The following is a 21,248-nucleotide window of genomic DNA, read 5'->3' as shown; positions in this document are numbered from 1 at the left end:
ACGGGTGCGCCGTGCGCCGGAAGCTAGAAAAGGGTCGGCTTACTTGCCGTTTTTGGCCTTCATGATCGCGGAGACGAGGACACGGGGATCTTCTTTCATCTGCCGTTCCATGAACCGCTTGTTAAGTGCGGTGGCGACGCGCTTAAGTTCGGAGATATCCCCGTCCGTTGCCAGCTTTTCCAGCTCCGACGGAAGCGTGTTGAGCTCTTTGTCAATTGCGGTCGTCACGTGGCCGGGCTGGCCAAAGGAAGCGAACATTAGCGGTCCCCGGTGGGAACATAGGCGTCCCGGTGCTCCGGGTACAGGGCCGCGAACGCGTCACGGGTAGCGATGAACACAGCGGTGTTCTTCGGGTCCCGTCGGTGGGCGGTGGCGTGAACGGCATAAGTGAGTGCATCCAGGACGCGCGTGTACTGCTCAAAAGACATGAATCGCTCCATGGATCACCTAGGTTGCCGGGCGGAAAGTTGCCCGACGGAGTTGTGTGTCCCGGTGATTGCGGACGAGACGGCCCGTAGCCTCCGCCGAAGCTCCGGACCGTTCACGGGGCCGCTCCGGAGGACGAGGCGGGCGGCGTCCGGGGTGGCTCCACGCAAAAGCGCTCAAATGGACGCAGGCGGCTTAGAATCGCGCGACCCTTCCCCCAAGTCGAAGCCGGAGGCAAAAGGTCACTAGCGTCCATTGTGAAGCTGTACAGAGAGTGCAGGGGCTAACCATGCCCCTACGCGTGCTGGCATGGGCCACGCTCGGCGTCTCCGGGGCGTCACACGGAGGGCCCGGCTCGTGGTCGTTCTCGGGACGAGGGCAGAGCGGTCCGCGTGGACGCCCCCGGGGCCGTGCTGGACGGGACGCGGGACGAGGTTCGCGGAGAGCGGGCCGCGTCGGTGACGAAGTGACGTTTTGAAGGATGTTTCTTGTTTCCTATAGAAAACTCTTAAGGAATACCGAAACGACGTCTAAAACGTCACTTCGTCACCCTGGACGTCAGGAGGGCCCGGAGGGCGGACTACTCCGCCGCCTCCTCCGCGTGGAACACTTCCGGCTCCACGGCCGCCGGAGCGGAGGTTTCGGCTTCCTTCCGGACCCGCTCCGGCGGACGCTCCGGGGCCACTCCACGGCATGGATAGGGACGGCCCGGACATGACAAGGGCCCCCGCCCCCGTGATGCGGAGGGGAACGAGGGCCCGGAGAGGACGAGGGGCGTTAGGACGTGGCTTGGTACAACGCTTCCGCCTCCGCGTCCGCTACCGGGTCGCGGTTGGTAGCCACGTCGAAACTCAGCAGCGACTCATCTAGCCGCGTCACGCGGCCGGTACGCGTCTTGCCTTCCGCCGGAGCCTTGCGCTGAACAACGATGCGCACGCCCGCGTCTTGCATCATGCGCCGCTTGCCCATGTCGTCGGCGTTGTGCCACATAGCGGCGTACTTCTCCCCCGTCGGTATCTGCTCTTCGTAGGGCTCCGTAACGGGCGTGGCTTCCAGCGTGGCCGCGCGCGCTTCCAGGGCGTCCACGCGCTCTTGCCACACGGCTTGTGTGGTCCGCGTCTTGGCCTCCGTAAGCCGCGCGATCATGACGCGGAGCTCTCGCGTGACCTCGTCCATCTCCGGCCCCGGGTCGTACCCGCCGTGCGAGACGACGCGGACGACGTCCATACGGCCGAACCGCTTCAAGAACTCGCGTTCGGCGTAGTCCTCCAGCCAATCCGCGCGGATGGAGACGGGCCGCGCGCACTTGACGCCAGCGGAAGCCTTCCGGCACATGTACCGCCGTGCGGCTTTCTTGGTGGGCTTGGTGGGGTACAGCTTCCCGCCACAGCCTCCGCAGAACCCAACGTTGAGCATCCGACTTCCGGAGTCCTTCCGGGGCCGCTTGTCCGCGTTGGGATTCTCCATCTCGTCCAGGATCACGCCGACAGCGTCGAACTCCTCTCGGGTGAAGATCTCCGGCCCAACGATGACCGGTTCCCCTCGTTCGTCGCGGACGATAGTCCCGCCGTGGACGGCGTATCCGAGCAACGCGGGGTTACGCATGATCTTCTTGAACGCGAATCCCGTCCAGTTCCCCGCCTTGTCCGTGCTCGTCCCGGCCTTCAATGCGAAGTGCCGCGTAGCGTTGGGGATGGCCATGCCGTTTAGGTGCTCCGCGATCGGGTGGGGCCGCATACCCGCGTGTAGAAGCTTCTGACCGTAGCGGAGGACCTGGACGGCGTCGGCGTCTTCACCCAACACGACGCCGGGCCCGTCCGGGTTCGGGATGGGCTGCGTCCCGTACGGCGGTTGTCCTCCGCCCCAACGGCCCGTTCGGCGGAGCTGTGCACGGGAACCGGTAACGCGCTCCCGGATGGCTTGCGCTTCCATCTGTGCGGCGAACGCCATGAGAATCGCCATGAGTTCCCCGGTAGCGGAACCCATGTCGAGTTCCAGGCGGCCCCCGGTCGGGCCCTCCGCGAACACGAGCCGCTTGTTGTGCTCCCGTGCCCAGTGGCCCAACGCGGACATGTCCGCCATGGACCGAACCGCGCGGTCCATGCGCCACCAGATGAGGACGTCGAACTCGTCCGGCTTGTTCAGCCACTCGGCGAGTTGGGGCCGCTCCCACGGCGTCGTCTTGGACGCGGACACGTCCAGGTCCACCGGATAGCCGACGACACGGGCCCCTAGGTCCCGCGCGGCCTCGTTCCCCGCGTCCGTCTGCCGTTCGGGGGACGTGGACGTGTCGGTGAAGTCGCTCAACCGCACGGCGACAACCGCTCTTAGCTGGCCCAATGCAACCGCTCCCATGGTTCGGAGGCTACCGGCCCGCTTGGTTGGTACATAGTGCACCATCGGCGGTCCGCTGGACTAGGCAGTACGCTCCGGGCCTGCGCTCCGCCCCGTCCCGTGTTCGGACGCCCGGACCGACCCCCGTGGGTGAGGCGGGTTCGCAAAGGGCCCGGCCGCCCGGGGAACCCCGTGTGCCCCGTCCGGAGCCCTCCGGGCGGGGCACACACGTGGGCCGGAGCCCGGGGCGGTCACTCGTCCGGGGGCCCAGCGGCGCGGGCCTCCTCCATCGCCGCCGTGACCGTGGCCGCCACCTCCTCCACAAGGGTGACGCCTGCGGTGTAGTCGGGACTGCCGTCGGTCAGGACCGCGATCAGGTACTCGCGCCCGGGTCCGGCCACGTAGCCGACGCTGTTGACGTTCCACAGGCCGCCGTTGGCCTCGCGCGGGGTCCACCCGTTCTTGAGCCCGACGGTGTCGGCGGGGCCCGCGCTGGCCGAGATCCCCCAGGACTGCTCGGCGGCGACGGACTCCATCAGCCCGCGCGCGTAGGCCCGGTCCTCCTCCGCCAGCGGGCTCCCGTCGCAGTACAGGGCGCGCAGCAGCCGCACCTGGTCGGCGGCGGTGGTCATGGTGGCGCCCCACCTGCCTCGGGGATGGGGGTCGGTGTCGGTGAAGCCCAGCGTCCGGGCGCCCTCGACGAAGCCGTCGGTGAACCCGATCCGCGAGTACAGGCCGTCGGTGACCTCGTTGTCGCTGTGGCGGATCATGGCCGAGACCTGTGCGCGCTCGGCCCCGGTGAGGTCGCGGCCCTCCTCCTCGGCGCGCAGCAGCAGCATGGTGAGGATGGTCAGCTTGGCCACGCTCGCGGTGGGGAACTGCCGGTGGGCGCCGTGGCTGAAGGTGGCGCCGGTGCGCAGGTCCTGCACGGCGACCGCGAAGTCGGCCGGGTGCTCCTCCCCGATCGCCCCGATGCGCTCGGTGAGTTCCTCGCGCTGGACCGGTGTGAGGCCCCGCCCTCCGGTGGCGGGCGCGTCAACGGGAGCGAAGGGCGCCGGGGGGAACGCGTCCCTGGAGACCGGCGACCGGGACAGAGCGGGGTCCGGGCCGGGCGGGACGGCCCCGGAGGCCGGGGTGGCGCCGGGCAGGGTGAAGGCCATGAGCACCGCGAGGACGGCCGCCACGACGGCGACGGACCGGGCTCGGGTGTCGGCGGGGGGATGCCGGGGCACGCTATCACCGGTTCGCTGACACGCGGATGGGCTGAAGTACCGCCATTATTCAATGAAATGTCGCGAATACGAACATCTCGATACCGAATCGGTACCCGGGCCCTTCTTTTCGTCCGCTTCCGCGGGCGAATCCTCAGCGGTGGGTGTCCTCGTCGATACCCCGGGCCACCAGGGCCTCCCCCGTCGCGTCGGCCATCCGCAGCAGTTGGACGATGACCGGGACCACGAGCAGGTGGGGGCGGCCGGACAGGCCCCGCGCGCGGTAGGCCTCGCGTGCGGCCTGCCAGGCGGAGGCGGCCATCGGGATGGAGCGGACGGTGAGCGCCAGGACGAGGGCGACGCGGTCGGGGTTGGCGCCGACGTGCCTGAGCGGGCGGGCCATGCGTTCGAAGAGGTCGAGCATCGCGCGCACGCGGGTGGTGAGCGTGACGAGGTTGGCGAACAGGACGAGCGCGGCCAGCTGCGCGCACAGGCGCAGGGCCGTCTGCCAGTCCGCGAACAGGACCTGGAACAGGCCGATGGCCAGCAGGAACGGCGACAGCGCGCGCAGCGCCGACCAGGCCCGCCCCAGCGGGAGACCGGCCAGCGGGTACACGGCGAGCGCGGCGGCCAGGGCGCCGACGGCGACCCGGGGACCGCCCCAGACGACGAGGCCGACGCCGACCAGCAGCAGCGCGAGGAGCTTGGCCCCGGCCGGGACCCGGTACAGGAACCCGGCGCCGGGGACGTAGAGGCCGACCGCGCTCACCGCTCGTCCATGAGCTTGGTGTAGTGGGGCACGGCGTCGTCGGGAACACCGTCGAAGACCACCCGGCCCGCGTCCATGACCAGGACCCGGTCGAAGCCGTCGAGGAGGTCGAGGTCGTGGGTGAACAGGACGACCTGCTGGTCCAGGCCGTCCAGGGTCCGGTGCACGATGCGGGTGTTGCGCAGGTCGAGCAGGGTGGTGGGCTCGTCGCAGACCAGCACCTCGGGCTCGGTGACCAGTACCGAGGCCAGGGCCAGGAGCTGCTTCTGCCCACCCGAGAGCAGGTGGCCGGGGTGGTCGCGGTGGCCGTCGAGCCCGTAGCGGACCAGGGCCGCCTCCACCCGGCGGGCGGTCTCCTCGCGGCCCAGACGCAGGGAGCGCAGGCCGATCTCCACGTCCTCGGCGACGGTGGGCATGATGATCTGGTTGGCGGCGTCGGAGAAGACGAAGCCGACCCTGCGCCGGATCTGCTTGGCGTGGCGCCGGGTGTCCCACTCCCCCAGCGTCACACGGCCCTCGTCGGGGACGACGAGGCCGTTGAGGGTGCGGGCGAGCGTGGACTTGCCCGATCCGTTCGCCCCGATCACGCCGATGCGGTGCTCGGCGAGGTCGAGGGTGACGTCGCGCAGCACGGCGCGGTCGTCGTAGGAGTGGGAGACGCCCTCCAGGCGCAGCATCAGGATTCCCCGCGGCCGGTACCGGCCTCCACGACGGGGCGGCCCGCGGGCGGGATGGGGTAGGCGCGGTAGACGGCGCTGGCGATGAGCGCGGTGACCACGGCCTTGACCAGGTCGCCCGGCAGGAAGGCCACCATGGAGTAGGCGGCGGCCAGGACCCCGTCGCCCATGACGACGGCCATCCAGGGGACGCCGATGGCGTAGATGACGAGGATGCCGCCGACGACGTTGATCCCCAGGCCCGCCCAGAACCGGTAGCGCCCCCGGGAGCCGCGGACCATGAGGTCGGTGAGCAGGCCGATGACCAGGGCGGCGAAGACCCAGCTGACGATGAACCCGGCCGAGGGCCGGGCCAGGACGCCGACGCCGCCCATGCCGCCCGCGAAGAGCGGGAGCCCGGCCAGGCCGAGCACGATGAAGGCCGCCACGGCGAGGGGGCCGCGCTTCCAGCCCAGGAGGCTGGGGGCGAGCATGATGCCCAGGGTCTGGAGGGTGATGGGCACCGGCGAGAACGGCAGCGGGATGGCGACCGTGACGCTGAGGGCGGCGATGAGCCCGGCGAACACGGCGATGAGCGCGAGGTCGCGGGCGGTCAGGCCCCTGTGGCGGATGTTGGTCCTGGTCGTGGGCATGGGCGGTTCCCTCGGGAGGTCGCGGAGGCGGATCTTTGCCCATTGTCCGTTATGGCGGTGACCAGGACGAAGGCCGGGGCGCACAGTTCTGCGGGCCCCGGGGTTGTAGGGGGTCGCCTGAGACGCGGGTCACAGGGCGGGGTTCACCCCGCCCCGCGGACCCGCGCGGCCTCCCCGGAGGGGTAGGGCCCGGGCGGCCGGTGTCCCCGATCGCCCGGTGTCCCCTACCGGTAGCCCGGGGCCGGGTCGTCGGGGTCGTCCGTCTCGTCCGGACGGCCGGGCTCGTCCGGGTCCCCGGGCTCGTCGGGGTCGTCCGTCTCGTCGGGGTCGTCCGTCTCGTCGGGGTCGGTGGGCTCGTCCGGGTCCGTGGGCTCGTCCGGATCCGTGGGCTCATCCGGGTCCGTGGGCTCATCCGGGTCCGTGGGCTCGTCCGGGTCCGGCGACGGACCGGCGTCACACGTGGTCAGCTCGGCGTCGAACGGGTGGTAGTGCAGTTCGAAGGGCCGGACGACGCGTGTGTCACGCTGGCTCTCACGCGGGCCGCCCACGTCCTGGGTGAACTCGCGGGCGACCACCGTTCCCTCGATGTTGGCCGAGGAGTAGTGGTTGACCGCGGCGTTCGGGGCGTAGACGGTGCCCTCGATGCTGTCGGTGCCCACGGGGATGGTGACCGTCCGGGCGTCGGAGAAGTTCCACAGGGTGTAGGGGGCCGTGGAGGAGCTCAACCCGGCGCCGGTGGGGCCCTCCCACGTGAAGTCGCCGCCGACGCCCGAGGTGTCGACGTTGATGATCAGCGGGGTGTCCTGGCTCGGCGGGTCGTCGAAGGTCAGCTGGGAGAGCGAGTTCAGTTCCTCGGCGGTGAGGTTGAGGACGTTCTGCTCTCCGGGGGTGAGGCTGACGTGCAGGTCCGCGCCCTCGGGGATGGCGTCCGGGTCGATCGGGTCGCCGTTGGGGGTGGTCAGCGTGGCCGTGGTGGAGCAGAGCGCGAACCCGGACGAGTAGGAGCGGAAGGCGGAGAAGGCCTCCTCGAAGTCGATCAGGTCCGGCGCCGGTCCCACGGAGTCGGCGGGCTGCATGGTGCTGAGCTGGACCCGCGGATAGCCCTCGTAACCGGCGCCCTGGGGGACGATCCGGGTGTTGGCCGAGGCGTTGTTGAGGTCGGTGGTGTAGACGTCGGCGTCGTCGAGGTCGCCGATCTTGACGTAGGCGCCCGTGGGGATGCTGAGCACACCCTGCGGATCGCTGTCCTCGAAGTCCACCTCGCCCTGGACCAGCAGCGCCACGGGGTTGCTCTCCCCCGTGTCGGTGAAGGTGCCGTCGTTGTGGATCCGCACCCGGTAGTCGCGGCCGAAGGACAGGTCGCCGCCGACCGCGATCGGACCCTCGGACTCGGTCCCGGCCAGGTAGGTGTCGCCCTCGGAGATGGCGTTGAACCCGAGTGCGGGGGCGACGGGGTTGACCGTGACGGCAGCGGAGGCGGGGGCCGGGGCCCACCAGCCCCGGAACCCCGGGGCGGTCGACAGGGCGCCCGCCGCCAGGGCCAGGGTGGCGGCTGTGACCAGGAAGGTCCGGCCGGTCCTCCTCGGGACCGACCGGCGCGTAAGCTTTGCGTTATCAATAATGCACACATTGTGACTATGCCGTGGTCCGTAAGTGGGAAGGCACGGCGGGACCGAGGGGAAAACGTCAACGGTTCCCCATCGGCGGATAGGGGCCGCCCCCTCCGGTGCGTCACCCCCGGCAGCCGCTCCGGGAGCGGGCACGGCCCGCTTCTGGCGAACGCTTCCGCCTCTCGGTGGGGGAGCTTCCAATCCCCGCGCGGACCTGGGATGTTCTTCGAACTGCGATGGAACGTGCCCGGACTGGTCGTGTGCGCGGGCGCCGGGGAGCTGCGGAAGGCACTACGGGTTCTGGAAGGCGGTGCAGGATGGGCGCGGTCATGACCCTGGAGACCGTGGAGGCCTCCGTCCCCCAGGAGGTGGGGCGCCTACGCGCCACCTACCGCAAGCGGGGGTGGACGGTGTGGCACGGCAACGCGACCGGCCAGTACTGGGCGGCGCACACCGGCCGCATGGTGATGCTGAGCGGTGACACCGCCCAGGAGCTGGCGGCGGAGATCGAGAGGACACAGCCGGGCAGGCCGGTGGAGGCGGTTCCGACTCAGGCGCGGCGACGGCACACGGAGCTGGTGCTGCTGTTGAAACCCCGGCCGTGTGTCTCCCGGGGACGGGCGGACACCACGGCCGGTGGAAGGCGGTGACGGCCGCGGCCCGGGAAGGGGTGTTCCCGGGCCACGGCCAACGCGAGGGAGCGGGCGCGGCGTCCCGCTCACGTCGCGGGGGACGCGGTGTCAGCCCCGGGTTCCCCCGGCGCGGCGGATGCGGGTGATCGGGACCGGGAGCACGCACACGGGGACGGGCAGGCGCAGCCGGTGGCCGGTGTCGGCCGGGACGCCCGTGCCGGGGTCCAGGAGAAGCGAGGCCAGCGAGCCGCCGTTCTGGGCGGCCACGACCAGGTGGTCGGGTTCCTCGCGGTGGCCGCGCACGACGGTGAAGTTGCGCGGCCACGGCCCTCCGGCCGGGGTGTCGGCGACGTGCTCCAGACGGGCGCCGCCGTCGCGGACGGCGAAGGTGGCGATCGTGTCCGCGCCCCGGTTGGACACGTACACGTGGTCGCCGTTGCTGAGGATCTCGGCGGGGAAGTTCTCGCCTGCGGCCTCCTCTCCGGTGGCCTCGACGGAGCCCAGGTGCTCGGCGGTGCCTTCGTCGGGGTTCCATCGCAGGACGTGCACGCGCGAGTCCAGCTCACCCGCTACGTAGAGGTACTCGCCGAGGACGGCCGTGTGCCGGGGGCCGGTGCCCGGGGGCAGGGAGACGGCGCCGACCTCCTCGCCGCCGCGCAGGACGCGCAGCTCGTCGGTGCCCAGGTCGGCCACCAGCAGGTGATGGTCGTCGGGGGCGGCGGTGCTGTGCGCGTGCGGCCCCTCCTGGCGGTCGGTGACCGGGCCGCTTCCGGAGTGCGCGAACTCCGCCGCCGTTCCGTCGAGGGAGCCGTCCTCGGCCAGGGCGTACAGCGTGGCCACGCCGTTGGCGTAGTTGGTCACCGCCAGTTCGGAGCCGCGCGCGAGCACGTGGCAGGGCGACCCGCCGCCGGTCGGGGACTGGCCAAGTTCGGTGAGCCCGGCTGCGCCGTCGATCCGGAAGGCGGTGACGGTGCCCTTCTCGCGCTCGTTGACCGCGTAGACCGTGGGCGGGTCCTCGCGGAAGGCGAGGAAGGAGGGGCCCGGGGTACGGGCGGCGGCGCCGCCGTGGGTCATCTCGCCGGTCATGGGGTCGAACCAGACGCGGTAGATCCCCTCGCCCTCCCCGGGAGGGTCGGAGTCGGGGGTGTAGGTGCCCACCAGCAGGAGCCGTTTGCCGTCCACCGAGCTGTCCGCCGATTCGCCCACCGGGGCCTCGCTTCCCTCGCGCCTGTGATGTCCGCCCGACAGTGGTCTACACCACTGAGGCACACGGCGCATGCTACAGGCCCTGATCCTCAGCTATGAGAGCGGACCCGGCGAGCCCGGTGTCCCGAAGTACTTTCCCAGCCCGGCGCAAGACTGCCCCAAACGGTGCAGAACCTGCCTCCGGCCCGCCACCTGAACAGAACGCGATGGTGCGCCTACTCCATGGAACACCACTTCCCGATGGAGAGTTACGTACAAGTACCGTACAATTGGTTACACTCCCGCCTGGCTGTGACAGCAACTGGGCGGAAGGTCGCCCACCCCAGAGGAACCCATCGTATGAGCACCGCCACAGAACGCATCGAAGTCCGCCTTACGCCCGAGGACAAGGACCTGCTCCTCGAGGCGGCCCGTATCAGCCACGAGTCCACTTCCAAGTTCGTTGTCCGGGTAGCCCGGGAGGCGGCCGAGGAGATCGTGGAACGCGAGCAGACCACGACGGTCCCCGCAGCGTTCTTCGACGCCATGGTCGAGTCCCTGGAGGAACCCGCGCAGCCGATCGAGGAACTGGCCTCCGCGGTGCGCAAGCACCGTTCCATCGTGAAGAGGTAATCCGAACGTGTTCGTCTGCCAGCCCCTCCAGCGGGCGCACCGGACCGACTCCTTCTCCTGCGGGAAGGAGGAACTGGACTCCTGGCTGCGCAGAAGCGCGCTGCACGCCCGGGCCAACAACACCGCCGCCACCTTCGTCTGGTGCGAGGAGGGCAGCACGGAGGTGGCGGCCTACTACTCCTTCACCTCCATGAGCCTGGAGAGGGAGGAGCTGCCCAAAACCCTGGCGCGGGGCAGCATGCACAGGATTCCCGCGGTGCTGCTGGCGCGGCTCGCACTGCACACCCGCTACCAGGGACAGGGTCTCGGCCCGGTTCTGCTGGTGGACGCCTTCGAACGGGCGCTGGCGGGCAACCAGGTCTTCGCGGTCCGGTTCCTCGTGGTCGACGCCCTGGACGAGGACGCGCACACCTTCTACGAGAAACACGGGTTCCGCGGAATCCCCGGGAGCATGCGCCTGTACCGCAAGATGAGCGACATCGCCAAGACGCTCGAATGACGATGAGCCCTGCCCGGTCAACCGGGCAGGGCTCTTTCGCAGTAGGCCGCCGGGACGCCCCGACGGCCGCGACCCCTACTTGCGTTCGGCGGCCTTGACGGCCTCGACCGCCTTCAGGATGCGCTTGTCCGAGACCGGGTAGGCCGTGCGCAGCTCCTGCGCGAACAGGCTCACCCGGTACTCCTCCAGCATCCAGCGCAGCTCCGCCACGTCCGGGTCGGCCGCGCGGCCGGGCGGCAGGCTCCCGCGCAGCTTGGCCACGGCCTGGCGCATCTGCTCCACCTTGGACATGTTCACCTGGTCGCGGCGCGGGTTCTCCGGCAGCTTGTTCAGCCGGTACTCCACCCCGCGCAGGTAGCGGTGCAGGTCGTCCAGGCGGGCCAGGCCGGTGCGGGTCACGAACCCCTCGCCCACCAGGTCGCCGAGCTGGCCCTGCACGTCGTTGAGCGAGGGCAGCACCGCCAGGGACGTGGTCCCCTTGACCTTCTTGGACACCTTGCGCCACAGCACCAGGACGCGCGCGGACCTGTCCAGGATCTCGGCCAGGGTGTCGCCGAGGTCGGCGCGCACCCGGTCGGCGAGCTTGGCGAAGTCCTCGCCGTTCCACACCGGCCCGCCCTCGCGGGCGAGCAGGTGGTCGACCGCGGCCGCCTCGGCGTCGTCGAGCATCCTGCGGATCGAACCGTGCGGGTTGTCGGCCAGGGCCAGCTTGTCGGGGTTGTTGAGCCCCTTGCTCACCACGTTCGCCACGGACGGCACGGTGAGCAGCAGCAGTCGGCGGGTGCCCGCCCACATCGCGGCGCGCTGTTCGGGACGGGTGTCGAAGATGCGGATCGCGACGCTGTCGCCCTCGTCCACGAGCGCCGGGTAGCCCTTGACCTTGGGCCCCAGCGCCTTGCGCTCCAGGGTCTGCTCCAGCGGGCCGAAGTCCCAGGAGGTCAGGCCCTTCTTCTCCACGCCCTTGGCCTCGGCCGAGATGGCCTCGCGCAGGCGCGGTTTGAGCTTGGCGCGCAGCTTCTCCAGGTCCTTGGACTCGGCCAGGGTCCGGCCCCGGTCGTCCACGGCCCGGAAGGTGATGCGCAGGTGGTCGGGCACCCGGTCCAGCTGGAAGTCGCCGGGGGCGATCCGCTCCCCCGCCATCCGGGTCAGCTCGGCGGCCAGCGCCGCCGTGAGCGGCCCCTCGTAGGGGACCAGCCCGGCCAGGGCGCGGGCGGCGTTGTCCGGGACGGGGACGAAGTTGCGGCGCAGCGGCTTGGGCAGCGAGCGGATGAGCGCGGTCACCAGCTCGTCGCGCAGACCCGGGATCTGCCAGTCGAACCCGGTGTCCTCCACCTGGTTGAGGAACTTCACCGGGACGCGCGCGGTGACGCCGTCGGAGTCGCTGCCCGGCTCGAACTGGTAGCTGAGCGGGAAGGTGAACTCGCCCTGGCGCCACACGTCCGGGTAGTCGTCCTCGCTGATCGCCCCCGCGCCCTCGTTGATGAGTTCCTCGCGGGTGAAGTCCAGCAGCTCGGGCTCGGTGCGGCGGGCCTTCTTCCACCAGGAGTCGAAGTGCGCGGCCGAGACCACCGAGTCCGGCAGGCGGGCGTCGTAGAACTGGAACAGCGTCTCGTCGTCCACGACGATGTCGCGGCGCCGGGCGCGGTGTTCGAGGTCCTCCACCTCGTCCAGGAGCTTGCGGTTGTCGTGGAAGAAGTGGTGGCGGGTCTCCCAGTCGCCCTCGACCAGGGCGCGGCGGATGAACAGCTCCCGGGACAGTTCGGGGTCGATCCTTCCGTAGGAGACCTTGCGCTGCACGACGATGGGCACGCCGTAGAGGGTGACGCGCTCGAAGGCCATGACGGCGCCGCGCTTGCGCTCCCAGTGCGGCTCGCTGTAGCTGCGCTTGACGATGTCCCCGGCCAGCTCCTCGGCCCACTCGGGTTCGATCCGGGCCACCATGCGGCCCCAGAGCTTGGAGGTCTCCACCAGTTCGGCGGCCATCACGTAGCGGGGCTGCTTCTTGAACAGCGCCGAACCGGGGAAGACGGCGAAGCGGGCGCCCCGTCCGCCCAGGTACTCGTGCTTCTCGGGGTCCTTGAGGCCCACGTGCGACAGGAGTCCGGCCAGCAGGGACATGTGCACGCCGCGGGGGTCGGCGGCCTCCTCGCGGGGGTGCGGCACCTCCACTCCCATGGAGCGCAGGACCTGCCTGAGCTGGCCGTGGATGTCCTGCCACTCGCGTACGCGCAGGTAGTTGAGGTACTCATCGCGGCACAACCTGCGGAACTGGTTGCCCGACAGCTCCCGCTGCTTCTCGCGCAGGTGGTTCCACAGGTTGAGGTAGGCCAGGAAGTCCGACTCCTTGTCGGTGAACCTGGCGTGCGCCTGCTGGGCCTGCTGCTGCTTGTCCGTGGGCCGCTCGCGCGGGTCCTGGATGGACAGGGCCGCGGTGATGACCAGGACCTCGCCCAGGCAGTCGCGCTCCTCGGCCTCCAGGACCATCCGGCCCAGGCGGGGGTCGATGGGCAGCTGGGCCAGGCGGCGGCCCATCGGGGTGAGCCTGCGTTTGCCCCCGGACTCGTCGGGGTGCAGGGCGCCCAGCTCGTTGAGGAGGTTGACGCCGTCCTTGATCTGGCGGTGGTCGGGGCCGTCCACGAACGGGAAGGCCGCGACGTCGCCCAGCCCCAGGGCGGCCATCTGGAGGATGACCGAGGCCAGGTTGGTGCGCAGGATCTCGGGGTCGGTGTACTCGGGGCGGGAGAGGAAGTCCTCCTCCGAGTACAGCCGGATGCAGATGCCCTCCGAGACGCGGCCGCAGCGGCCCTTGCGCTGGTTGGCGGAGGCCTGGGAGACCGCCTCGATGGGCAGGCGCTGCACCTTGGTGCGGTGGGAGTAGCGGGAGATGCGCGCGGTGCCGGGGTCGATGACGTACTTGATGCCGGGGACGGTCAGGGAGGTCTCGGCGACGTTGGTGGCCAGGACGATGCGCCGTCCGCTGTGCGAGGACCACACGCGTCTCTGCTCGCTCGTGGACAGGCGCGCGTAGAGCGGCAGGACCTCGGTTCCCGGGAGCTTCCTCTTCTCCAGGGCCTCGGCGGTGTCGCGGATCTCGCGCTCGCCGCTGAGGAAGACCAGCACGTCGCCGGGGGCCTCGCGGCCGAGCTCGTCCACGGCGTCCAGGATGGCCTGGGTCTGGTCGCGGTCGGTGCCGCCGCCCGGGTTCTTCTCCTCGGGGTCGAGGATCTCCTCGGAGATGGGCCGGTAGCGGACCTCGACCGGGTAGGTGCGCCCGGAGACCTCGACGATGGGGGCGTCGTCGAAGTGGCGGGAGAAGCGCTCGGGGTCGATGGTGGCCGAGGTGATGACGACCTTGAGGTCGGGGCGCCGGGGCAGCAGCTGTTTGAGGTAGCCCAGAAGGAAGTCGACGTTGAGGCTGCGCTCGTGGGCCTCGTCGATGATGAGCGTGTCGTACTGGCGCAGCATGCGGTCGTGCTGGATCTCGGCGAGCAGGATGCCGTCGGTCATCAGCTTGACCAGGGTGCTGTCGCTGGAGGAGTCGGTGAAGCGGACCTTGTAACCGACCGTCTCGCCCAGCGGGGTGCCGATCTCCTCGGCGATGCGCTCGGCGACGGTGCGGGCGGCCAGCCGCCGGGGCTGGGTGTGGCCGATGGTGCCCATGACGCCGCGCCCGAGCTCCAGGCAGATCTTGGGCAGCTGGGTGGTCTTGCCCGAGCCGGTCTCACCGGCGACGATGACGACCTGGTGGTCGCGGATGGCCTCGGCGATGTCGTCGCGCCGGGAGCTGACCGGCAGGGACTCGGGGTAGCTCAGCTCGGGCACGGACTCGCGGCGCAGGTTCACGCGCAGGAGCGCCTCGTCGACGTCCCCGGAGATCTGGGCGGCGACGGAGGCGCGGCGGCGCTCGTCGCCGATCTTGGCCAGGCCGTCGATACGCCGACGGAGCCGGTGGCGGTCCGAGGGCATGAGGTCGCGCAGCCGGGAACGCAGCGTGTCCGCGGCGGGCGCGGGCGTGGTGGTGCTCATCAGTAGTCAAGGGTAGGAGGGACGGCAACCGGTTTTCGCCGCCGGGTCCGCGCGGTGGGCGCGCGGTCGCGGGCGGGCGAAGGGGCGCCGCGGGCACGTACCGGCCAACGCCCGGCGGGCCAGTTCTGTTCCGCGGGCCCGGACGCGGCGGAAAACCGTAGCGTGCGCCCCTCCCGGCGGCGCGGCGCCGGGACCCGTCCGTACGCCGCCGCCCGGCGGACCGGCCGAAGGCGTGCCCGATGTGATGCCCGGGCCCTGGCCCGTGCCCTCGCCGGAGTCGGCTCTCGGACCTCGCCGCAGGAAGCCCCACGGCGGAGGGCACGGGTCCGTCCGCGCGCTAACGGACGTGCTCCTCCAACCAGCGGTGGACGGTCAGCGCCGTGTCCGGCCCGTGCTCCTCCAGCATGGTGATGTGGTCGCCGTCCACGTCGACGGCCTCGTGCGGCAGCGGCCAGTCGAACCGCCAGTCCCGGCCGCCGATCGGCGTCCCCGAGGCGTCGAGCATCTGCTGTCCGGGGCGCACGGCCAGGGTCGGCACAGCGGTGGGCGCGGGCTCCCAGTCCGCGCACAGTCCGATGTAGCGTCCCATGGCGGTGACCCGGGTGCCGTCCATCAGCCCGAACCGGGTCTCGCGCTCCAGCACTCCGGCCTGGATGATCGGGAAGGCGGTGGGCTCCTCGGGCATGGGCGTGTCCATCAGGACCACCGCCCCGGGCGCGTGCCCCCCGGCTTCCATGAGGGTGGCGACGCTGTGTGTCACCCACCCGCCGGAGGAGCGGCTGACCAGCACGTAGGGTTCGTCGCCGACCACCTCGCGCACGGCCCGGGCCTGCACGGCCAGGGCCGCCTCCAGGGTCCGGGGCAGCGGGTCCCCCGGGGTGAAGCCGGGCTGGGGCAGGACCACGACCTCGCGCAGCCCCTGGAGGGCCGCGCCGAAGCGCGCGTACTCCTGAACGCCCGACACCATGACCAGCGACGGCAGGCAGACCATGCGCGGGAGCACCGGTCCCCGGGCCACCGTGACCGGGCGCGGCAGCGCGCCGAAGTCCTCCGGACCGGTGAACTCCGGGCGCAGGCGGGAGGCCGCCTGGACCATGCGGATGCCGTCGGCGATCCGCCCCTGGCGGCACGACTCGCGGAACAGCGGCACGGCCCCCTCCAGGGGGTCGGCCCCGGCCGTGTCCGCGACGGCGGTCGGCGCGGCGCTCCCCGGCTCGGGAAGTTCTGCGGCCAGGTGGCGGGCCAGCCGGGCGGGCGTGGAGTGCGCCAGCACCACCGACGCGGTCAGACGCAGCCCCGTCGCAGCGCGCAGCTCGTTGCGCAGTTCCACGGCGGTGAGCGAGTCCATGCCCAACTCGAGGAAGTCCTGGTCGGGGTCGGGGCTCTCGTCCCCGGGACGGCCCAGCACCTCGGTGGTGAGCGCGCCCACCAGCTCCAGCAGCAGGCGCTCGCGCTCCTCCCCGGTGCTGGCCGCCAGCGCCGCGGACACGCCCGCCCCCTCGGCGGCCCCGCCCTTGGAGGCGCGGTATCGGGGCTGGCGGACCAGTCCGCGCATCAGCGGCGGCACCTGACCGGTGCGGGCGGCGCGGTCGCGCACGCCCTCCAGGTCCAGCGGCAGCGGAACCAGGTGGGGCGCTCCGCAGGCCAGCGCGGCGTTCAGCAGGTCCAGGGCCTCCCGCTGCTCCAGGGTCCGCGCCATGCCCAGACGGCGCAGGCGTGAGATGTCGGCGGCCTCCAGGTGCGAACCGGCCTCGCCCAGCCGTTCCCACAGGCCCCACGACAGCGACTGGGCCGCCATGCCCCGGGAGCGGCGGTGGTGGGCCAGGGCGTCCAGGAAGGTGTTCGCGGCGGCGTAGTTGGCCTGGCCCGGGCTGCCCAGGACGCCCGCGGCCGAGGAGAAGAGCACGAACGCCGCCAGGTCCAGGTGCTCGGTCAGCCGGTGCAGGTGGTGGGCGGCGTCGGCCTTGGGCCGCATCACCGCGTCGAGGCTCTCGGGGGTCAGGGTGGCCAGCACACCGTCGTCGATGCCCCCGGCGACGTGCACCACCGCCCGTAGGGGCCGTTCCTCGGGCACCGCGTCGATGACGGCGGCCAGGGCGTCCGCGTCGGAGACGTCGCACGCCGCGAACGCGGCTCGTGCGCCCAGGGAGGTCAGCTCCTCCACCAGCGCGGTCGCGCCGGGCGCGCCGCCGCCCCGGCGGCTGAGCAGCAGCAGGTCGCGCGCGCCGTGGCGCTCGACCAGGCGGCGGGCGACCGCCGAGCCGAGCACGCCGGTGGCGCCGGTGACCAGGACGGTTCCGCCGCCGAGGTCGGGGGCGGCGGACTCCCCCGGGACGCGCGCCCTGGTGAAGCGGGGGGCGTGCGCGGTGGAACCGCGCAGCGCGAGCTGCGGTTCGCCGCTGGCCAGGGCCCTCGTGAGCGTGGCGGCAGCGGCGTCGGAACCGTCCAGGTCCACGACGGTGAACCGGTCGGGCTGTTCGGCCTGCGCGGAGCGCAGCAGACCCCACAGCGGGGCGTGGACGAGGTCGGTGACGTCCTCCTCCGGGGCCACCGCGACCGCGCCCCGGGTGACGACGATGAGGCGGTGGTCGGTCGCGCCCTCGTCGGCGCTCCACTCCTGGAGCAGTTCCAGCGCCCGCCGCAGACTGGCGCCCGCGTCCTCGGGGACGCCCGCGCCCGAGGCCGCGGGCGTCTCCTCGGCGGTCTCCACCCGCGCGGTGCCCGCCTCCGGGACCGCGGCGGCGAAGGGCGCCAGGACGACGGTCTCCCCGGGCAGTTCGCGCAGCTCCTCCAGGCCGGTGACCAGGTGCACGACGGCACCGGTGCGGGCGAGCGCCTCGGTCAGTCCGGTGGTGTCGGGAGCCAGGACGGCCAGGGCCGGGAGCGGCCCGGTGTCGGCCAGGTCCACGGTGGGCCATTCCAGGGCGTACAGCTCCCGGGGCAGGGCCCGCCTGGCCTCCTCCTCCACACGCGCGGCGTCGACGGGGCGCACGGCCAGGGACTCGGCGGTCAGGACGGGGTTGCCGTCGGTGTCGGTCATGGTCAGCGCGTACTCGTCGGGGCCCACCGGGCTGACGTGCACCCGCAGGTGATCGGCCCCGGACGCGTACAGGCGCACGCCCGTCCAGGAGAAGGGCAGCCGTACCCGGCCGCTCTCCCCGGGCGCGGTCAGGGCGATGGCGTGCTGGGCGGCGTCCAGCAGGGCGGGGTGCACGCCGAAGGCGGCGGCGTCCTCGCGGTGGCCGTCGGGCAGGCGCGCCTCGGCCCACACCCGTCCGCCCTCGCGCCAGGCCGCGCGCAGTCCCTGGAAGGCGGGGCCGTAGCCGTAGCCGTCGCGGGCCAGGTCGGCGTACAGGCCGTCCACGGGCACGGGTTCGGCCTCCGGTGGCGGGGCGGTCTGGGCGGACGCGGTTCCGGGTGCGGGCGCGGAGGCGGGTTCGAGGAGGCCCTCGGCGTGCAGGGTCCACCCGTCGGACCGGTCGGCGGGACGCGCGTGCACCCGGACGGAGCGCCGCCCGGAGGCGTCGGGTCCGGACACCGCTACCTGGAGCCGGGTGTCGGCGCCCGGGCGCAGGGCCAGGGGCGCGAGCAGGGTCAGCTCGGCCACGCTCGGCAGGCCCACGTGCTCGGCGGCGTGCAGGACCAGGTCCAGGTGGGCGGCGCCGGGCAGGACGACCGTGCTGCCCACGGCGTGGTCGGCGAGCCAGGGTGCCGTGGCCAGGGACAGCTGGCCGGTGAACAGGTGTCCCTCCCCGTCGGGCAGGTCCACCGCGGCACCGAGCAGCGGGTGCCCGGCCGGGTCCGCACCGGAGCCGAGCACGTCCGAGGCCCGGCCGGGGACCAGCCAGTACCGGTCGCGTTGGAAGGCGTAGGTGGGCAGTTCCACGGCCCGGGGAGCGTGGGGGGCGTGGGCGCGCGTCCAGTCCACGGCCACGCCGCTCACATGGGCCCGGGCCAGGGCGGTGAGGAAGTGCCCGTAACCGCCCTCCTCCCTGCGCAGGGTGTGCAGGACCGCGGACTCGTCGCCGCCCGCGGCCTCCACGGTCTGCTGGATGCCGTAGGTGGTCACCGGGTGGCTGCTGACCTCCACGAACGCGGTGAATCCGGCCTCGTGCAGGGCGCGGACCGCGGGCTCGAACAGCACGGTCCGGCGCAGGTTGCGGTACCAGTACTCGGCGTCCAGGGCGGTGCCCTCGATGCGCTCCCCGGTGACGGTGGAGTACAGGGGGAGGTTGGTGGGCCGGGGACGGATGCCGGCGAGCGCCGCGACCAGGTCCGCTCGCAGGGCCTCCACGTGCGGCGAGTGCCCGGCGACGTCCTCGTGGATGCGGCGGACCTTGATCCCGTCGGCCTCGCAGTCCCCGACCAGTTCGGCGACGGCCTGCTTGTCCCCGGCCACGACCACGGTGCCGGGTCCGTTGACGACGGCCACCGAGAGCTGCCCCTCCCAGGGCCCGATGCGCTTGGCGGCCTCGTCGGCGGACAGCGCCAGGGTGGCCATGGCGCCCCGGCCGACCAGGGAGGTGAGCAGGCGGCTGCGGGTGATGACCACGCGCGCGGCGTCCTCCAGGCTGAGGGCCCCGGCCACATGGGCGGCGGCGATCTCGCCCTGGGAGTGGCCGACGACCGCCGAGGGGCGTAGGCCGTGGGCGCGCCACAGGTCCGCGAGGGCGACCATCACGGCGAACAGCACCGGCTGGACCACGTCGATGCGCTCCAGACCGGGCGCTCCGGGCTCACCGCGCAGCACGGAGGCCAGGGACCAGTCCAGGTGGGACGCGAACGCCTTCTGGCACTGGTCGATCCGGTCGGCGAACTCGGGGACGGTGTCCATCAGGGACACGGCCATGCCGATCCACTGCGACCCCTGGCCGGGGAAGACCAGGGCGGTCTTGGCCTGTTCGCGCACGCGCCCGCGCACGACGGCGGCGGTGTCGCGACCCTCGGCCAGGGCGCGCAGGGCCTCGCGGAAGCCGTCGGTGTCGGCGGACAGGACCACCGCGCGGTCGGGCAGGTCGGCGCGGGCGGTGGCCAGGGTGTGCCCGACGTCGGCGGGAGCGAGGTCGGGGTGGGCGTCGAGGTGGTCGGCGAGACGGGCGGCCTGGGCGGCGAGCGCGGCCGCGCCCCGCGCCGAGACCGGCCAGGGCACGAGGTCGCTGGCGGCGGGGGGCGCGTCGGCGGGGGCGGCCGGGGCGGGTTCCGCCGCGGGCGCCTCCTCCAGCACGGCGTGGGCGTTGGTGCCGCTCATACCGAAGGCCGACACTCCGGCCCGGCGGGGGCGGTCCTCCCTGCGCGGCCAGGGCCGGGCCTCCGTGAGCGGGACGACGGTCCCGGCCGACCAGTTCACTCGGGGGGTGGGCTCGGTCAGGTGCAGGGTGCGCGGCAGCGTCTCGTTGCGCAGCGCCAGCACCGTCTTGATGACGCCGGAGACCCCGGCGGCGGCGACGGTGTGGCCGATGTTGGACTTGAGTGAGCCCAAGTGGAGCGGGGCCTCGGGTGTGTGCGCCCTGCCGTAGGTGGCGATGAGGGCCTCGGCCTCGATGGGGTCGCCCAGGGCGGTGCCGGTGCCGTGCGCCTCCACCGCGTCGACCTGGTCGGCGGTGACCCCGGCGGCCTCCAGCGCCCGTGTGATGACCCTGCGCTGGGCCGATCCGTTGGGCGCGGTGAGCCCGCTGCTGGCACCGTCCTGGTTGACGGCCACGCCGCGCACCAGGGCCAGGACGGGGCGGCCGTGGCGGCGGGCGTCGGAGAGGCGTTCCACCACGAGCACTCCGCAGCCCTCGCTCCAGCCGGTGCCGTCGGCCGCGGCGTCGAAGGCCTTGCTGCGGCCGTCGGGCGAGAGCGCGCGCTGGCCGCTGAGCCCGGCGAACACGGCCGGGTCGGTGACCACGCTGACCCCGCCGACCAGGGCGCGCTCGCACTCGCCGCGGCGCAGGGACTCCACGGCGGCGTGCAGCGCGGTCAGGGAGGAGGAGCAGGCGGTGTCGAAGCTGACCGCCGGGCCCTCCAGCCCCAGGGTGTAGGAGACGCGGCCCGCGGCGACGCTGGGGGCGGTGCCCGTGATCAGGTGGCCCTCGCTGCCGTCCGTGGCGTCCACCGCGCGCGGCCCGTAGGGGACGGCGACCACCCCGGCGAACACGCCGGTGCGGGTGCCGCGCAGCGTGGTGGGGTCGGTTCCGGCGCGCTCGACGGCCTCCCAGGCGCACTCCAGCAGCAGGCGCTGCTGGGGCTCCATGGCCTGGGCCTCCTTGGGGGAGATCCCGAAGAAGGCGGCGTCGAACCCGGCCGGGTCGTCGAGGAAGGAGGCGGCACGCACGTAGCTGCGGCCGGGCCGGTCGGGGTCGTCGTCGAACAGCCCCGCCAGATCCCACCCCCGGTCGTCGGGGAAGGCCGAGACGGTGTCCCGCTCGGCGATCAGCAGGTCCCACAGCTGTTCGGGGGTCTGGACGCCGCCGGGGTAGCGGCAGGCCATCCCGGTGATCGCCACCGGCTCGGTCGCGGCCTCCACCAGGCGCCGGTTCTGCTCGCGCAGGCGTTCGTTCTCCTTGACGGAGGCGCGCAGCGCCTGGACCACACGCTCGTCGGGGCGGCCGTCGGCTGGCTTGTGCATCGCG

General features: G+C 72.4%; 13 protein-coding genes. 3 read left to right on the top strand and 10 right to left on the bottom strand.

Translation table 11 applies throughout. From position 1 onward, the window contains the following. Positions 1-39: 39 nt before the first annotated feature. The 7 genes from NDAS_RS02585 to NDAS_RS27590 form a co-directional block, all read right to left on the bottom strand. On the bottom strand, positions 40-258 hold the full coding sequence (locus tag NDAS_RS02585) for a hypothetical protein (protein ID WP_013151564.1): 219 nt from the start codon (positions 256-258) through the stop codon (positions 40-42). Positions 259-1,203: 945 nt separating this feature from the next. After that, on the bottom strand, positions 1,204-2,781 hold the full coding sequence (locus tag NDAS_RS02580) for a recombinase family protein (RefSeq protein WP_165435997.1): 1,578 nt from the start codon (positions 2,779-2,781) through the stop codon (positions 1,204-1,206). Between the two features lie 230 nt (positions 2,782-3,011). Further along, a complete protein-coding gene (locus NDAS_RS02575; RefSeq protein ID WP_013151561.1) occupies positions 3,012-3,992 on the bottom strand; it encodes a serine hydrolase in 981 nt (326 codons plus the stop codon). 133 nt (positions 3,993-4,125) lie between these two features. Next, positions 4,126-4,740, bottom strand: a complete 615-nt coding sequence (locus NDAS_RS02570) for an energy-coupling factor transporter transmembrane component T family protein (RefSeq protein ID WP_013151560.1) — start codon at positions 4,738-4,740, stop codon at positions 4,126-4,128. Beyond that, the gene (locus NDAS_RS02565) at positions 4,737-5,417 is read right to left on the bottom strand and encodes an energy-coupling factor ABC transporter ATP-binding protein (RefSeq protein WP_013151559.1); all 681 of its coding nucleotides are present in this window, start codon (positions 5,415-5,417) and stop codon (positions 4,737-4,739) included. The genes NDAS_RS02570 and NDAS_RS02565 overlap by 4 nt, the downstream gene beginning before the upstream one ends. After that, positions 5,417-6,049 (bottom strand): biotin transporter BioY, encoded by a 633-nt coding sequence (locus NDAS_RS02560; protein ID WP_013151558.1) that lies wholly within the window; start codon positions 6,047-6,049, stop codon positions 5,417-5,419. The genes NDAS_RS02565 and NDAS_RS02560 overlap by 1 nt, the downstream gene beginning before the upstream one ends. 224 nt (positions 6,050-6,273) lie before the next feature. Continuing rightward, complete coding sequence (locus tag NDAS_RS27590; RefSeq protein ID WP_013151557.1) at positions 6,274-7,677, bottom strand: choice-of-anchor A family protein; 1,404 nt, start codon at positions 7,675-7,677, stop codon at positions 6,274-6,276. A 311-nt stretch (positions 7,678-7,988) separates the two neighbouring features. Here NDAS_RS27590 and NDAS_RS02550 point away from each other — a divergent pair, with 311 nt between their 5' ends. After that, positions 7,989-8,309, top strand: coding sequence for a hypothetical protein (locus NDAS_RS02550; protein ID WP_232051634.1), 321 nt, complete (start codon positions 7,989-7,991; stop codon positions 8,307-8,309). Positions 8,310-8,399: 90 nt separating this feature from the next. Here the strand turns inward: NDAS_RS02550 and NDAS_RS02545 are convergent, their stop codons facing one another. Continuing rightward, a complete protein-coding gene (locus tag NDAS_RS02545; protein WP_013151555.1) occupies positions 8,400-9,497 on the bottom strand; it encodes a lactonase family protein in 1,098 nt (365 codons plus the stop codon). A 339-nt stretch (positions 9,498-9,836) separates the two neighbouring features. On the opposite strand from NDAS_RS02545, the gene NDAS_RS02540 reads away from it, so the two are divergent. Further along, positions 9,837-10,109 carry a type II toxin-antitoxin system TacA family antitoxin gene (locus NDAS_RS02540; protein WP_013151553.1) on the top strand — a complete coding sequence of 91 codons (273 nt, stop codon included), beginning with the start codon at positions 9,837-9,839 and terminating at the stop codon, positions 10,107-10,109. A 7-nt stretch (positions 10,110-10,116) separates the two neighbouring features. Next, positions 10,117-10,608: a GNAT family N-acetyltransferase gene (locus NDAS_RS02535; RefSeq protein WP_013151552.1), complete on the top strand. Its 492-nt coding sequence runs from the start codon at positions 10,117-10,119 to the stop codon at positions 10,606-10,608. 75 nt (positions 10,609-10,683) lie between these two features. Here NDAS_RS02535 and hrpA read toward each other — a convergent pair whose 3' ends face one another. After that, positions 10,684-14,634, bottom strand: coding sequence for an ATP-dependent RNA helicase HrpA (hrpA, locus tag NDAS_RS02530; protein ID WP_013151551.1), 3,951 nt, complete (start codon positions 14,632-14,634; stop codon positions 10,684-10,686). 337 nt (positions 14,635-14,971) lie between these two features. Next, entirely contained in the window at positions 14,972-21,244 is a 6,273-nt protein-coding gene (locus NDAS_RS02525; protein ID WP_013151550.1) for a type I polyketide synthase, read from the bottom strand. Positions 21,245-21,248 lie beyond the last annotated feature (4 nt).

The sequence above is a fragment of the Nocardiopsis dassonvillei subsp. dassonvillei DSM 43111 genome (assembly GCF_000092985.1).
Classification (GTDB): Bacteria; Actinomycetota; Actinomycetes; order Streptosporangiales; family Streptosporangiaceae; genus Nocardiopsis; species Nocardiopsis dassonvillei.
Note: the sequence above shows the minus strand (reverse complement) of the source record. Positions and strands in the feature narration are given on the sequence as shown.